This is a genomic window from Blastocatellia bacterium, assembly GCA_035275065.1.
Classification (GTDB): domain Bacteria; phylum Acidobacteriota; class Blastocatellia; order UBA7656; family UBA7656; genus DATENM01.
In genome coordinates this window covers 102,365-118,457 of sequence record DATENM010000136.1, presented here as the reverse complement: position 1 = coordinate 118,457, position 16,093 = coordinate 102,365, and the positions used below count along the sequence as shown (strand labels likewise).

Sequence of the window (16,093 nt, the reverse complement as noted above, 5' to 3'; positions counted from 1 at the left end):
CGGTAAGCCGCACCTGCGCTTGATCGCGCTCGTCGGCCTGATCGTGCCGCGCCGGCTGCGCGCCGACTGGCGCCAGGAGTGGCAGGCCGAATTGCAGTACCGCGAGCTGCTCCTCGCCGATTGGCAACGCCTGGATTGGCGCACCAAATTGCACTTATTGCGGCTCAGTCTCGCGGCCTTCTGGGACGCGCTCTGGTTGCAACCCTACAGACTGGAGGACGACATGATTCAAGACCTGCGATATGGCATGCGCATGCTGCTCAAGCACAAAGGCTTCACCCTGGTCGCCGTGCTGTCGCTCGCTTTAGGCATTGGCGCCAACACCGCCATCTTTAGTGTGATGGACGCCGTGCTGCTCAGGAGCTTGCCGGTCAAAGAGCCTGACCGCCTGGTGCTATTTGAGTGGAATTCCGGGCGCGCCTTTAGAACCAGCGGCATGCGCGGCTCGGGCGTCGCCGCCCCGCCGGGCACCCGCCATTCTTCAATATTCCGCCACGACGTTTATGAAAAGATGCGCCAGGCGCAGGCGCAAGCGCCCGACAGCCCGCTCAGCGATCTCTTCGCCTTCGGCCCGATCTATGAAGTGACGGCGATGGCCGACGAGCAGGCAGAGGTCGTCTATGGGCAAGCCGTGACCGGTGGCTATTACGCAGGGCTCGGCGTGCAGCCGATTGCCGGACGCGGAATTACCGACGAAGACAATCAGCCGGGCGCGCCGCCGGTCGTCGTGCTGAGCCACCAGTATTGGCAAGAGCGCTTTGGCGGCAACCCCGCCGTCATCGGGCAGACGCTGAAGCTCAACAAATTGTCTTTCACGATCATCGGCGTGACCCCGCCGGCCTTTGCCGGAACGCTGCAAGTTGATTATCGCCCATCGGTCACCGTCCCCGTCGTCGCCGAGCCCTTGGTGCTCGGCGATCATAGCGGCATGGCCAGAGCCAACAAGCCCGACATCTGGTGGCTGAACTTGATGGGCCGCCTCAAACCGGGCGCGACCCGCGAGCAAGCGCGCGAGAGCCTCGACGCCATCTTTCAAGCCGCCGCCCTCGAAGTCATGCCGCCGCCGCGCAAAGAGAATGAGCCGGCGCAGCTTGACCCGAAAGATTTTCCGCATCTGGTCGCGCAATCCGGCAACCTTGGTCTGCTGGAGCATCGCAAATCTTATTCGACGACGATCTACGGGCTGTCTATCGTCGTCGGGCTGGTGCTGCTGATTGCCTGCGCCAACGTCGCCAACCTGTTGTTGGCGCGCGCCGCCTTGCGCGGCCCTGAAATCAGTATCCGCCTCGCCGTCGGCGCCGGACGCTTGCGGCTGGTGCGGCAACTGCTCACCGAAAGCGTCCTGCTCGCCGCTGTCGGCGGCGCGGTCGGCGTGCTGTTCGCCCTTTGGGGCAAGAGCGGCCTGATAGCGATCACCGGAACCGATACGCGATTCCTGCCTAAAGATGTTGACCTCAGCCTGAACTTGCGCGTGCTGGCATTCACGGTTGTCGTCTCGCTGCTGACCGGCGTGCTGTTTGGACTGGTGCCGGCGTGGCGCGCCACGCGCCCCGATCTCGCCTCTTCGCTCAAACAGAGCCGCCGCACGACGGGCGTCGTCTCGCGGCTGAGTAAGGGGCTGGTGATCGCACAGGTGGCGCTCTCTTTATTATTGCTGATCGGCGCCGGCCTGTTCATTCGCACGCTCAATAATCTGCAACACGTCAATCTTGGGTTCAATCAAGAGAACCTCTTGCTCTTCACTTTGCAGCCGCAACAAGGCGGCTACAAAGACGAGCGCTTGACGCAGTTTTATAAACAGCTCTTTGCGCGGTTGGACAGCCTGCCGGGGGTGCGCTCGGCGACCTTCGGGCGCGTCCCGCTCATCTCGCACAATATGTGGAATACGGATTTCCTGCTGCCGGGCGAGACGGAGAAGGCCGCAGGCGAACATATCACCAACCGGCAGATGATCCGCGAGAATTATTTCGCGGCGATGGAAATTCCGCTGCTGCGCGGGCGCGGCTTCGCGGCGCAGGACGATCAACGCGCGCCGAAAGTCGCCATCGTCAACCAGACCTTCGCCGACAAGTTCTTCCCCGACGAAGAGGTCTTGGGCAAACACGTCACCGAAGTGGGCGACAAGGACTCGGTTGAGATCATCGGCGTCGTCGCCGACACCAAGTACGACAGCCAGCGCAGCGACCTTGAGCCGCTGCTTTACACGCCGTGGCAACAGGAATTGAAGGCCATCGGCGAAATGCATTTCGCGCTGCGCACGGCGGGCGAGCCGACGGCGCTTGCGAACACCGTACGCCAGGTCATCGGGGAGCAAGACAACACCTTGCCGGTCACCGACGTCGAAACGCAAACCGCGCGCTCGGAGTCATCGCTAGGACAGGAGCGCCTGTACGCGCGGCTCTTGAGCTTCTTTGGCGGGCTGGCGCTGCTGCTTGCGGCCATCGGACTGTCAGGTGTGCTGGCTTATTCGGTGGCGCAACGCACCAACGAGATCGGCATCCGCATGGCCCTGGGCGCGCAGCCAGCCAACGTCTTGCGACTGGTCATCTGGCAAGGCATGAAGCTGGTGCTGCTGGGCTTGGCGGTCGGCGCACTGGGCGGCTATGTCATCAAGCGCCTGGTCAGTAGCCAGTATTTTGAGGAACGCTCCTGGCAGGCGCAGATGGCCGAGCAGCTTTACGGCGTGAAAGGGATGGACCCTGTAACCCTGGTGGTGATCGCGGCGCTGCTGGCGCTAGTGGCGCTACTGGCTTGCTGGCTGCCGGCGCGCAAGGCGGCGCGCGTTGATCCCCTAGAAGCCCTGCGCCACGAGTGAACCCGATGGCGCAGCCGCCGCGCACACCACGTTTTCGCTTCTGGCTCTGGCTCATTCGGTTCCTGGGCCTGATCGTGCCTCGGCGCGTGCGCGCCGATTGGCGACAGGAGTGGCAGGCCGAGCTGCAATACCGCGAACGTCTGTTGGCCGACTGGCATCGGCTCAACTGGCGGACCAAACTCGACCTGCTGCGGCGCAGCACGGGCGCCTTCTGGGACGCCTTATGGATGCAAAGCTACCGCTGGGAGGACGACATGATTCAAGACCTGCGATATGGCATGCGCATGCTGCTCAAGCACAAAGGCTTTACCCTGGTCGCTGTGCTATCGCTCGCGTTAGGCATCGGCGCTAACACGGCCATCTTCAGTGTCGTCGATGCCGTGCTGCTCAGGAGCTTGCCGGTCGCCGAGCCGGAACAGTTGGTAGTCTTTGCCTGGTATGCCGGTCAGCCGTTCAGGTTAGGTGGCATGAGCGGCACGTCGAGCGTGCCCACGCCGCCGGGCACGCGCGGGCTTTCGCTGTTTCGCTACGAGGTCTTTGACAAGATGCGCCAGGCGCAGGCGCAAGCGCCCGACAGCCCGCTCAGCGATCTCTTCGCCTTCGCGCCGCTGAGGGAATTGACCGCGGCGGTGGGCGATCAGGCGGAACTCATCGACGGGCAAGCCGTGACCGGCGGCTATTTCGCCGGGCTGAGATTGCAACCGAGCCTGGGACGCGCGATCACTGGCGAAGACGACAAGCCAGATGCCGCGCCCGTGGTCGTGCTCAGCCATCAGTTTTGGCAGGAGCGCTTTGGCGGCAACCCTGCCGTCATCGGCCAGCCGCTCAAGATCAACAAGCAAACATTCACCATCATCGGCGTCACGCCGCCCGCTTTCACCGGCACGTTACAGGTAGATTTTCATCCCGCCGTTGCCGTCCCGCTGGCCTGTGAGCGGTTGTTGCGAGGCGAGCACAGCCGTTTGGGCACGGCGAAAAGGCCGGGCTACTGGTGGCTGAATTTGATGGGCCGCCTCAAACCGGGCGCGACCTATGAACAGGCGCGCGACAGCCTGGACGGCATCTTTCAAGCCGCCGCCCTCGAAGTCATGCCGCCGCCGCGCAAAGCGAACGAGCCCGCGCAACTCGAACCGAAAGATTACCCGCGCCTGATGGCGGAATCCGGCAGCCGTGGGATGTTGGACCGCCGCAGACGTTATTCAACGACCATCTATGGGCTGTTTATCGTGGTGGCGCTGGTGTTGCTGATTGCCTGCGCCAACGTCGCCAACCTGTTGTTGGCGCGCGCCGCCTTGCGCGGCCCTGAAATCAGTATCCGCCTCGCCGTCGGCGCCGGACGTTTGCGGCTGGTGCGGCAACTGCTCACCGAAAGCGTCCTGCTCGCCGCTGTCGGCGGCGCGGTCGGCGTGCTGTTCGCCCTTTGGGGCAAGAGCGCGCTCGTGGCGCTGACCGACAAGAACACAGGGATTTTGCCCAATGAGCTTGATCTCAAGCTGAATTGGCGCGTGCTGGGGTTCACGGTTGCGGTCTCGCTCGTGACCGGCGTGCTGTTTGGACTGGTGCCGGCGTGGCGCGCCACCCGCCCCGATCTCGCCTCCTCGCTCAAACAGAGCCGCCGCACGACGGGCGTCGTCTCGCGGCTGAGCAAAGGGCTGATCGTCGCGCAGGTGGCGCTCTCGTTGTTGCTATTAATCGGCGCCGGTCTGTTCATTCGCACGCTCAATAATCTGCAACACGTCAACCTCGGCTTCAATCAAGAGAACCTCTTGCTCTTCCGCTTGCAGCCGCAGCAAGGCGGCTACAAGGATGAACGGCTGGCGCAGTTCTATCAGCAGCTCTTTGCGCGATTAGACAACCTGCCGGGCGTGCGCGCGGCGACCTTTGGACGCGTCCCGCTTATCGCGGATAACAATTATGTCAACGACTTTTTGCTGCCCGGCGAGATGGAACAGACAGCCGAGGCACATAGCGCCAACCGCCAGATAGCGCGCGAGAACTATTTCGCGACGATGGAAATTCCGCTGCTCGGCGGGCGCGACTTCACGGCGCAAGATGATGAGCGTGCGCCCCAGGTGGGCATTGTCAATCAAACCTTCGCACAAAAATTCTTCCCCGACGAAGAGGTGCTGGGCAAGCGCGTCAGGATGGGCAAACGCGAAGTCGAGATCATCGGCGTCGTCGCCGACACCAAATACATGAACCAGCGCGAAGAGATCACGCCGCTGCTCTACACGCCGTGGCGGCAGGAAGTCGCCGAGACCGGCGAGATGTATTTCGCCTTGCGCACGGTGGGCGAACCGACCGCGCTCGTGACAGCGGTGCGCCAGGCCGTGCGCGACCTGGACAGCAATCTGCCGGTTACGGAAGTCAGCACTCAAACTGCCCGCGCGCAGGCCACGTTGGGACAGGAGCGGCTGTCGGCGCGGCTCTTGAGTTTCTTTGGCGGGCTGGCGCTGCTGCTTGCGGCCATCGGACTGTCAGGCGTGCTGGCTTATTCGGTGGCGCAACGAACGAACGAAATCGGCATCCGCATGGCCTTGGGCGCGCAGCCGGCCAATGTCTTGCGACTGGTCATCTGGCAAGGCATGAAGCTGGTATTGCTGGGGCTGGCAGTCGGCGCGCTGAGCGGTTACGCCTTGAAGCGGCTGCTGGCCAGCCAGTATTTCGCGCACGACAGTTGGCAGACGCAGATGGCCGAGCAGCTTTACGGCGTGAAAGGGACAGACCCGATAACCTTCGCCGTCATCGCCTCGCTGCTGACGATGGTGGCGCTGGTCGCCTGCTGGCTGCCGGCGCGCAAGGCGGCGCGCGTTGATCCCCTAGAAGCCCTGCGCCACGAGTAGCGAGGAGCGAACCTAATTAGGGTGTTCATATAGTTGACTCACCGGATCGTCGAAAGATGGTAATGAGATGATTCGCGCCATCTTTAAAAACGCGCTGGGCATTGTAGATAAAAGCGAGCCCAGCTCAGATGATCGGTGAGTCAACTACATGAACGCCTGTACAGAGATTATCCAGCGCGCCAGAACAACCTCATTTTTCACAAGAGTCAACAACTTTTTGCAAAACTTTAACCACCTCAAGGCGCATAGGTGGTATAAGGAATAATTGTGACTGCCTACACCGGAGAATGAATGCGAAGCTGGAGTATATGGGGGAAAGATCGCTAGGGAGATGGCGAAAGGCGGGTTCTGTTCGCTTACTTAGCACGATAGTGGCTTCGCAATAGCTGCGATCTCTTGAAGCAAATCATTACTTCCGGTTCCGCGAGAAAAATCAAGAGCGACACGATAAGCAAAGAGTCTGTTTTACCCTCCCCATGATCGATCAATAAGGCCAGCCTGCAATTTCAAGCAAGCTGGCGAATGCAGATCGAGATAGCCCAACTCAGCCTGTGCCCAGCGCCTTAAAAAGACGCTTACTTTAACTGCTTCGCTGCGCGAATGGCCGGAGCGAATGCTTCGTAGATACCTGTTTGTCTACAAGGAGGTTCTCATGAGAAAAGCTACTCAATGGTTTCCCACTCGTTTGGTGCGTCTTACAGTGTTGGTTACCGCAGCGTCACTGATGGCACTTCATTCGTTTTTACTGTCGGCGACAGGTGCGGCTGCCAGCAATAAAGCTCACGGGCGCAATACGAAAGTTCTCCCACCCAAACCGGCGGCAGCGCCTCAAGCTAGCGCCACTCAGGGTCAATGGGAGTCAGTGCGGCAGTTGCCTGTTGTGCCGGGCGCTTCCGAAGCCGCTTTCCCCGTCCATATCAGCCTGCTGCCGAGTGGCAAGTTGCTGTTCTGGGGTAGGGATAAATCCGGCGGCAATGATATTGATGGCGGCTGCAAGGCATACTTGTGGGACCCGCTTTACGACACTTTCAAACTGGTCTCTAACGGCAGGACGAACCTGTTTTGCAGTGGCCATTGTTTCTTGCCTGATGGGAGATTGTTTGTTGCCGGAGGCCACGAGATTCGCACTGACAACAACGGCGTCAGGCGATATGACCTGCAATCGGCAGGCTCTCACCAGACGAACTATTTCAACTATGTGACGGAGACCTGGAGTCCTGGCCCGGACATGAACTTGCCGAGATGGTATCCGTCGGTTGTCACGCTGAGCAATGGCGAGACGCAAATCGTCTTGGGCAATTACATTAATGGTTTCAGCGCGAATAATAGCCCATTGGGCGGAGACAATACCGACCTGGAGTTTTTGCAATCCAACGGCACTCTGCGGAATACGCCAGGTGGTTTCCCACGGTCTTTGCCCAACTACCCTTACCTGCATATAGCGCCCGACGGAAGGTTGATTGTAATATCGGGCACGACCGGGAGCGGCCTTGCTTACGATCCGGCAACTGGCGGCTTTAACACGACCGGTGTCTACTATTTGAATGAAGCCCACGATCAGGCCACGACGGCGATGTACGACAAAGGCAAGGTCTTGGTGATTGGCGGTCGCCAGTATCCGCCGAATGTCATCAACCGGGTTGAGATAGCCGACTTAAATCAACCGCCGCCGCCGCTTGGGCAGATGATCTGGAGCTATGTCACGCCGATGAATTTCCAAAGATACTACGCCACGTCTGTGGTGATGCCTGACGGCAAGGTCTTTGTCAGTGGGGGGACGCGATGTCCCTACACGAACAACATCATCTCGGAGGATGGCTCCTGCACCAATGGTGCCATTATGAATCCAGAGATCTACGAGCCGCCATCCATGCAGTTTCCCGGCGGCAGATGGTCCATCATGGCAGCTCATCAAGTCGTCAGGCTGTACCACTCGGTGGCGCTGCTTTTGCCGGACGGGCGTATCCTGGTGGGCGGCGGCGGTCGCACAGGAGCTTACGGCGAGAACAACCAGTTGACATACGACCCGCTGCTCGCCCATACCAATTGGGAGATATTCAAACCACCCTACCTGTTCAACATGGACGGCAGCGAAGCTAAACGCCCGGCGATTACTAACGCGCCATCGCGGATCGCTTATGGCCAAAGCTTCAACGTTGGTGTGGGGAACATTCCCGCCAGCCAGATGGGGCAGGTCGCACTGGTGCGGCTTGGGTCTGTGACGCATACGCAGAACTTCGATCAGCGGCGGGTATTGCTCGCCTTCACCGCACAAGGAGAGTACACGCTGAATGTGACCGCGCCGGCAAACGGTGGCGAATGTCCGCCAGGGCCTTACATGCTGTTCGTGCTGAACCAGAGCGGCACCCCGTCAATTGCCAAAATAATCTTCATCGGCAATACGGCGCTCTCTACGGATAGTGCCACCTTCCCTGCGAGCCGGAGCGATAGTGCGGCGCTGACGGGATCGGTGCAGGTGAAGGTAGCAGCCGGCGCAAGCTGGCAGGTCACAGGTGTTCCGAGTTGGGTGACGATTACTTCGGGGATGAGCGGCACAGGGAATGGGACGGTCAACTTCACGGTTCAAGACAATGCGTCTGACTTCAACAATCCAGTAAGCTTGCGACCGCGCAGCGCCACCCTCCTGATTGCCGGCAAACCGTTCACGATCTATCAGGGCGCAGAATTCGCCGACGTTGCGAAGAGCAATGGCTTCCATGATTTCATCGGCAAGCTATATGCGCGCGGCATCACCGGGGGGTGCGATGATCCTGGGCCGAGTCAGTTGCGGAGCTACTGCCCCGGGACCAGCATCACTCGGCAGGAGATGGCCGTGTTCGTGATTCGCGCGATGGGCATAGACCCGCCATTCGGCAGGCCGAACCCCTTTAATGATGTAGACCCCAACTCGCCGTACTATAGATTCATCGTTGATATGTTCACGCGCGGCCTCACGTCGGGCTGTGGGACGGTTGATCCGACGACCGGACTGCGCCCGTTCTGTCCGGTCAATAACGTATCGCGCGCTGAAATGGCCGTCTTTATTGAAAGGGCCATCGGCGTAACTTCTCCGCCGACGGGAACGCCGCAACTCTTTAGCGACGTGACGACCGGTTCATCTTGGGGATGGGCTTATGACTACATCAATGACATTGGCAGGCGGGGGATCACCGGCGGCTGTGGGGCGGTTGACCCGATGACCGGACTCCGTCCGTATTGTCCCGGCAATAGCATAACGCGCGGTGAGATGGCCGTCTTCATGACGGTTGCCTTTGGGTATTAACCGAGCACTTTGCCGCCGGGCGGCAAGTTTCTCTCGAAGAGCCTGCTCCGATCATCGTCGAGCCTAAGCGTTGGTCTGGCGGAATGGCGGCCAGTCAGGATTAGGAGCAGGCTCTTAGCGCCAGTATGAACGATTCGCCCGGTGAATCACCACCAGGGGTGCCTGGGAAAGAAAGGCTTGGTCATGATGAAAAGCTCGCATTTACGCAACGTCATTGTCTTGTCCGTTTTCGGCTTGCAGCTTACAGCCGCGGCTATCCTTGCGCAGGATCATCACCGCCCTGTGATAAGCTCGCAATCAGAGCCGCATTCAGCGACAGAAACCCGCGGCCTTTCAACTCCGGGCGCTGATGACAGGCCCGTTGATTTAGCCGGTAAGCATATCCTCGTCGGCACACAGGACAAAATCCTGCCTGATTTCAAGTTGCTCGACCAGCACGGCCACCGCCTCAGGTTCTACAGCGACCTGATTAAAGGTAAAGTGGTGGTCATCAGCTTCTTCTATACGGGCTGCGAATATATCTGCCTGCGGCAGGGAGACATCTTTTCCAGGCTTCAAGACGAGATGGGCAATCGGCTCGGCAAAGAAGTCTTTCTCATCTCGGTGACGATGGACCCTGAAACCGACACGCCGGAGCGCCTCAAACAATGGGGACAACAACACGGGGTGAAGACGGGCTGGACGCTGGTGACAGGAAAGAAAGAAGAGATGAGAAGGCTCGTCGGACACCTGACTGGAGACCCTTTAGGAAAGCTTGAGTTGCATTCAGCCTTCGTCTATATCGGCAACGATAAAACGGATAACTGGACGACTGCTTATGGGCTAGATGATCCTAAAGCACTGGCAAGGAAAATTGCTGAGATCGCCAGGTGATTATTCGATCACCGCCTTTGGCGTTCATGTCGTTGACTCACCGATCAGCCGAGTTGGGCTCGTTTTTATCTACAATGCCCAGCGCGTTTTTAAAGATGGCGCAAATCATCTTATTACCATCTTTCGACGATCCGGTGAGTCAACTATATGAACACCCTAATTTGGAGTGCGGTGACTTGTCGCCGCACTCCAAATCACTTCTTGCCGCGCTGTTCGATCTTCGCCCAGCTATCGCGCAAGCCAATCGTTCGGTTGACCACCAGCCGATCCGGCTCGGAGTTCGGATCAATCGAGAAATAACCCAACCGCTCGAACTGATACCCCGCGCCGGCTTTTGCTTCCCGCAGGCTTGGCTCGACCTTGCAGCCGGGCAACACCTCAAGCGAGCTCGGGTTCAGGTTGGCCGTGAAGTCCTGCCCTTCTTCGACCTCACCGGGATTCTCTTTCATAAAGAGATTGTCATAGAGCCGGGCCTCGCAGTCTATGGCGTGCGCGGCAGAGACCCAGTGGATCGTCGCTTTCACCTTGCGCCCGTCCGGCGCGTTGCCGCCGCGGGTCTGCGGGTCGTAGGTGCAGCGCAGCTCGATGACATTGCCGTCGGCGTCTTTGACGGCTTCCTTGCAGGTGATGAAGTAGCCATAGCGCAAGCGCACTTCGCGGCCCGGCGCCAGCCGGTAATACTGCTTGGGCGGGTCTTCGCGAAAGTCGTCCTGCTCGATATAGAGAACTTTAGAGAACGGCACCCGCCGTGTGCCGGCGCTCTGGTCTTCGGGATTGTTGACCGCCTCCATCTCTTCGACCAGATCGTCGGGATAGTTTTCGATCACGACGCGCAGCGGGCGCAGCACCGCCATAACGCGCGGCGCGCGCTTGTTCAGGTCTTCGCGCAGGAAGTATTCGAGCAGCGACAACTGCACAATGTTGTTGGTCTTCGAGACGCTCAGATTGGAGCAGAAGTTACGGATCGCTTCAGGCGTATAGCCGCGCCGCCGCATCCCCGACAGCGTCGGCATGCGCGGGTCGTCCCAGCCGGCGACGTGACCATCCTGCACCAGTTTGAGCAGCTTGCGCTTGCTCAACAGCGTGTAGGTGATGTTGAGCCGGTCGAACTCGATCTGCCGCGACGGGAAGATGCCAAGCTGTTCGATGAACCAGTTATAGAGCGGGCGGTGGTCTTCGAATTCGAGCGTGCAGATCGAATGCGTCACCTTCTCGATGGAATCCGACTGCCCGTGAGCATAGTCATACATCGGATAGATGCACCACTCGCCGCCCGTGCGATGATGCTCCATGTGGAGGATGCGGTACATCACCGGGTCGCGCATATTGAGGTTCGGCGACGCCATGTCAATCTTGGCGCGCAGCGTCCGCGAGCCGTCGGGGAATTCGCCTCTCTTCATGCGCTCGAACAAATCGAGGTTCTCTTCGACGGAGCGGTTGCGATATGGGCTTTCCCGGCCCGGCTCGGTCAGCGTGCCGCGGTACTGGCGAATCTCCGCGGCGTTCAGATCGTCCACGTAAGCCTTCCCGGCTTTGACGAGCTGGACGGCCCATTCGTAAAGCTGGCCGAAGTAGTCCGACGCGTAAAACAGCGCGTCCCACTCGTAGCCCAGCCAGCGGATGTCCCCCATGATCGAATCGACATACTCGGTCTCTTCTTTCGACGGGTTGGTGTCGTCGAAACGCAGATTGCATTTGCCGCCGAATTCCGCCGCCAGCCCAAAGTCGAGATAGATGGCCTTCGCATGGCCGATGTGCAGGTAACCGTTCGGCTCAGGGGGAAAGCGCGTCTGCACCCGCCCATCGTGTTTGCCTTCTTTGAGGTCTTGAATGATGATGTCGCGAACAAAGTTAGACGCGCCGACCTGTTCGACCGCCGGTGCGTCGGCGCCAGATTTCTCTGAGCTCATTGGTCTCTTTTATCTCCTGTGCAAAAACTCTAGGGTCACTTGCCGACCTGTGCGACGGCGCGGCGCAGCCGCTCGACGGATTTCTCGCGACCGAGCGCGACCATAATGTCGAACATCCCCGGCCCGACCGCCTGTCCCGTGAGCGCCGTTCGTGAGCCGTTAATCAACAGCCCCGCCTTGACGCCCTGTGCCTCGGAATAGGCTCTCAGAGCCGCTTCGGCGCTGTCGTGTGTGAATGTGTCGAGCGCCGCGAGCTGGTCGGCGAGGCCGGGCAGCAACTCTTTCAGCCGCTCGTCTTTCAGATTCTTCTTCACTGCCGCCGGCTCGTATTCAAAGTCATCTGAAAAGTAGGGCCGCCCCAGTATGGCAAAATCAACCGCCGTGCGATAGCGCGCCCGCAACAGCTCGACGGTGCGAGCGAACCAGTCGCGCTCATCGGTTGCAAACTCGTTGCGCCAGATGCCGTGCTTCTTCAACTGCTCGGCGACCAGCGGCAGCAAGTCGTCTATCGGCATGCGGCGCAGGTATTCGCCGTTCATCCACAGCGCCTTCGGGTCGGTCCAATCGAGGGGATCGTTCTCTTTGAAGTTGAAGATCGCCGCCGCTTTGTTGACGCCGTCGAGCGAGAATCGCTCGATCAATTCCTGGCGCGACATGATCTCTTGATCGCCGCCCGGCGACCAGCCGAGCAGGGCGAGGAAATTCACGAAGGCGTCGGGCAGAAAGCCGCGATCCCTGTAGGTCGTCACCGAAACGATCTCGCCGTGCTTGCGCTTCGAGAGCTTCTCTTTGCCCGGCGCGTTGATCAGCGGCAAGTGACCGAAGCGCGGCACGGCGGCCCCGAGCGCGTTGTAAATCAAAACCTGCTTGTGGGTGTTGGTCAGGTGATCCTGGCCGCGTATCACATGGGTGATGCCCATCTCGATGTCGTCAACGACCACCGACAGGTTATAGAGCGGGTGGCCGTCCGAGCGAATCAGCACCAGGTCTTCAATGTCCGTGTAATCGCGCTCCTGCGGACCATAGACCATGTCGTCAAAGCGCGACACGCCCGATTCCGGAACCTTCAAGCGGATCGCCGCCGCCTCGCCCGCCTGGAGCCGCGTGCGCGCTTCCGTAAGCGGCAGGTCGCGGTAGGGGTTGGGCTCACGGCCTTCGCGCGCCGCCTCGCGTATGCGCTCCCTGACGGTGCGGTCGTCGCCCTGCTCTTTCGGCGTGAAATCGTAATAGGCCTTGCCCTCTTCGACGAGTCGAAGGGCGGCGGCGCGATGCGCTTCGCCGAACGACGATTGAAAGAATGGCCCCTCGTCGGCGTCGAGCCTGAGCCAGTGCATGCCGTCGAGGATGCCTTGCACCATCGCCTCGGACGAGCGCTGCACGTCCGTGTCTTCGATTCGCAGGATGAAGACGCCATTGTGCTGGCGCGCAAAGAGCCAGTTAAACAGCGCCGTGCGCGCGCCGCCAACATGCAGATAACCGGTGGGCGAGGGCGCAAAACGAACTCTGACCGTTTCAGCCATAACCTGGAATTATCAGCGACCCGGCGGCTGCGTCGCAAGGCGAACCCGCCTGCGGCGGGAAGGCAAAAGTAAAAAGGCAAAAGTGCGGCAGCGGATCAAATAGATAGGCTTGCCAGGTTTTGCAACGCAGCTATGGCTATCTATTGATCCGGCTCCGCACTTTTTACTTTTGCCTTTTTACTTTTTACTTCACTGCGTCTGCGGGGCGATGTATCGCACCTCGCCAAGTTCGGCGAGCGCCGCGAGCTTGTCGAGCGCGATACGGCCGATGATCAGCTTTGCCGACTTCGGATCGGCCACGACTTCAAAGCCGAGCGACTTGAGCCGGGCCATCAGGGCATCGGATTTCACGGTCAGCCAGACTTGAATTTCGGCCTTGCCGGCGCGTACGAACCGAGCTTCGGCGGCGGCTGGCGTGCCGTTCTTCTGCAACCGTTCGACGAGCGCGGCGATGGCCGGGTGCAGCTTGGCAAGCACTTGCTGGCGCTTCTGCTCTGCCGGCGATAGCGGCCCGTTGCGCTGTCGTTCGTCAACGTCGCCCTTGACTTTTGGCGCTTCGGCATTCACCACCGTAGGCGATGCGGTGCCAGTGCCATAGCCGCGACCGGGGCCGACGCCTGCGCCGCTGCCGGAGCCGCCAATCGCGCCTCGCGGGTCGGCGGGCCTGGGCGGTGGCGGTGGCGGCACTATGTTGGGCTGTGCCGACTTCACGGCGACCGAGTCGGCGGCCCTGCTTTCAGTTTCCTCTTTCCCGAAGACGCCGTCGTGGCTGACGCCTTCCGGCATCTCGACCGGCACTTCGACGCGCCGCGGCTGGCCGCCATCCGTCACGGTCATCTCTTCGACAGCGACGAACGAGGTGAACTGCGTCATCAACCGGTAATCCAATCCGAGTTGCGTGATCTGCTCTTTGACGTCGGGCCGCGTCACGCCATATTGCGTGCCGGTGTAATCCTGGCTCATCAAGTCATCAATCTTGGTGCGCGCCCACAATGTCGCCAGCACGTCGTGGCGCGCTTCGGCGTCGGGCAGCTCGACCGGAATCTCTCTGACATAGTCGTGGCCGGCGACTCGGCCTTTCAGCTTGATCGTGCCGCGCCCGCCCTGCGCATAGCGACCGCAGACGACGACCGGCTTGGCGCTGAACAGGTCGGGGATGCGCTTCGGGTAAACGTCCGTGACCGGCAAGCCGCCCCAGTCAATCTGAACGTCCGTAAGCAGCGGATTGCGAATGCGCTCGTGGAAGCGCTTCGCTGCCGCCGAGCCGTTGTCGTTGAGCGAAACGTATTCGACTTCGCCGCGCCCTTCTTCGGCCATCTTGTCGAGCAGGAAACGGTTGACCGACGAGCCGATGCCGAAGGAGAAGACCCGCGCATTGGGATGCTTCTGCACTTCGCCGACGATCTCCATATCGTTGCCGACGTAACCGTCCGTCATGAAGCAGACGATGCGAACATGATCCTGCGCATCCGACGGATCGAGCGCCGCCTTGATGGCTTTCATCATCTCTGTGCCGCCCGCACCTGAGCGCGAGGCGAGAAAGGCTTGCGCTTTTTGCAGGTTCGCGCGGGTTGCCGGCACCGGCTGCGGGAAGAGGATGTGCGTGTCGCCGGCGAAGGTAATCAGGTTGAAGGTGTCCTGCGGGTAGAGCCCGTCGAGCGCCAGCTTCATGGACTCTTTGGCTTTCTCGATTGGGAAGCCGTCCATCGAGCCGGAGGTGTCCAGCACAAAGACGATCTCTTTCGGCATCACGTCTTCAGCCGCGACCCGGTCGGGCGGTTGCAGGATGAAAGTGAAGAAGCCGTCCGCATTGTTGCCGTGCGGGGCGCGGTGCAAGAGCAGCGCGTCTTCGACACGCCGACCGGCAACGTCATAGCGCAGCACGAAATCTTTATTCGGGATTTCGCTCTGGCTCTTAAGCCGAACGACGGCGCTATGAGCCGAAGGCCGCTCAAGGTTGACTTCGTGATTGATCGCCTTCAGCTCATCAATCGGCACGCCGGCATCGAGCGCCACTTCGAGCGCGATGTCGTGGCCGGCGCGCAGGTCTTTGGGGGCGACCGGCGGCGTGATGCGCGAGGCGTCGGGCACTTGCGTGGTGTCGGGTGACCAGCCGCCGGCTTGCTTGCCCGTGGGGGTGCCGGGAATGTAACGCGGCCCGACGACCATCGGGAAGACGAACTCGTAAGCGCCATCTTGATACTTCAAGGTTTCGACGTAGCTGATGGTCACGGTGACGCGCTCGCCGGGCATGATGTTGGCGACCGACTGCGTGAAGATGTTGGGCCGCTCTTGATCGAGCAGGCCGGCGACGTGGCCCGCCGAGCGCGCCGCTTCATAAATCGCCCGCGCCTCTTCGCGCGGCTTGATCTTTCCGCGCACCATGCGGTCGCCAACGCGCAAGGTCATGTCGTCAACCGCGGCGTTCTGCGGCAGCGGGAAGGTGTAGACCGCTTCGATCTTATCCTTGAAAGGGTTCTCGAATTCCTGTGTCACGACGACGCGCGACAGAAAGCCGCTGATCTCGGCCCTGACGTCGGTGTGTTTGAGCGGGCACGAGCCGGCGACAGCGCCTTTTTCGGGATCAATGATCTGAAGCGCCCCCTGACCGGCAGAGGTATCGGCGCCGGCGACAAAGCCGGTGCCCGAATGTTTACTGGCTTTGGCAAGCACGATGTAACCTGCAATACAAAGTGCCGCCAGGATGGCGAATGACAAGACGAGCCTGCGTTGCATAGGTTTCAGTCGGGCGGCAAGCAGAATGCTTGCAGTCCGCACCTCCTTAGAATCTTGCGCGCCACGGGTAGCGCTAGGGATGGAGCATTAGGCCGGCCTGATCGATTAGACAC

7 protein-coding genes are annotated in these 16,093 nt (G+C 60.4%); 4 read left to right on the top strand and 3 right to left on the bottom strand.

Annotated elements, in window-relative coordinates:
* The 4 genes from VJ464_25775 to VJ464_25760 all read left to right on the top strand — a co-directional run.
* Positions 1 to 2,815, top strand: a 2,815-nt coding sequence (locus VJ464_25775; protein ID HKQ08557.1) for an ABC transporter permease, incomplete at its 5' end; no start/stop codon positions are given.
* Between the two features lie 5 nt (positions 2,816 to 2,820).
* Positions 2,821 to 5,658: an ABC transporter permease gene (locus VJ464_25770; GenBank protein HKQ08556.1), complete on the top strand. Its 2,838-nt coding sequence runs from the start codon at positions 2,821 to 2,823 to the stop codon at positions 5,656 to 5,658.
* 862 nt (positions 5,659 to 6,520) lie between these two features.
* On the top strand, positions 6,521 to 8,941 hold the full coding sequence (locus VJ464_25765; GenBank protein HKQ08555.1) for a galactose oxidase-like domain-containing protein: 2,421 nt from the start codon (positions 6,521 to 6,523) through the stop codon (positions 8,939 to 8,941).
* A 183-nt stretch (positions 8,942 to 9,124) separates the two neighbouring features.
* Entirely contained in the window at positions 9,125 to 9,814 is a 690-nt protein-coding gene (locus VJ464_25760; protein HKQ08554.1) for an SCO family protein, read from the top strand.
* 194 nt (positions 9,815 to 10,008) lie between these two features.
* Here the strand turns inward: VJ464_25760 and VJ464_25755 are convergent, their stop codons facing one another.
* The 3 genes from VJ464_25755 to VJ464_25745 form a co-directional block, all read right to left on the bottom strand.
* Positions 10,009 to 11,724, bottom strand: coding sequence for a glutamine--tRNA ligase/YqeY domain fusion protein (locus tag VJ464_25755; GenBank protein HKQ08553.1), 1,716 nt, complete (start codon positions 11,722 to 11,724; stop codon positions 10,009 to 10,011).
* 35 nt (positions 11,725 to 11,759) lie between these two features.
* Positions 11,760 to 13,244, bottom strand: coding sequence for a glutamate--tRNA ligase (gene gltX, locus VJ464_25750; protein ID HKQ08552.1), 1,485 nt, complete (start codon positions 13,242 to 13,244; stop codon positions 11,760 to 11,762).
* 189 nt (positions 13,245 to 13,433) lie between these two features.
* On the bottom strand, positions 13,434 to 15,980 hold the full coding sequence (locus VJ464_25745) for a VIT and VWA domain-containing protein (GenBank protein ID HKQ08551.1): 2,547 nt from the start codon (positions 15,978 to 15,980) through the stop codon (positions 13,434 to 13,436).
* Positions 15,981 to 16,093 lie beyond the last annotated feature (113 nt).

Excerpts from the sequence above, each read along its gene's own strand:
- VJ464_25770 (HKQ08556.1), top strand. The coding sequence starts at position 2,821 with ATGGCGCAGCCGCCGCGCACACCACGTTTTCGCTTCTGGCTCTGGCTC.
- VJ464_25760 (HKQ08554.1), top strand. The coding sequence starts at position 9,125 with ATGATGAAAAGCTCGCATTTACGCAACGTCATTGTCTTGTCCGTTTTC.
- VJ464_25755 (HKQ08553.1), bottom strand. The coding sequence starts at position 11,724 with ATGAGCTCAGAGAAATCTGGCGCCGACGCACCGGCGGTCGAACAGGTC.
- gltX (HKQ08552.1), bottom strand. The coding sequence starts at position 13,244 with ATGGCTGAAACGGTCAGAGTTCGTTTTGCGCCCTCGCCCACCGGTTAT.
- VJ464_25745 (HKQ08551.1), bottom strand. The coding sequence starts at position 15,980 with ATGCAACGCAGGCTCGTCTTGTCATTCGCCATCCTGGCGGCACTTTGT.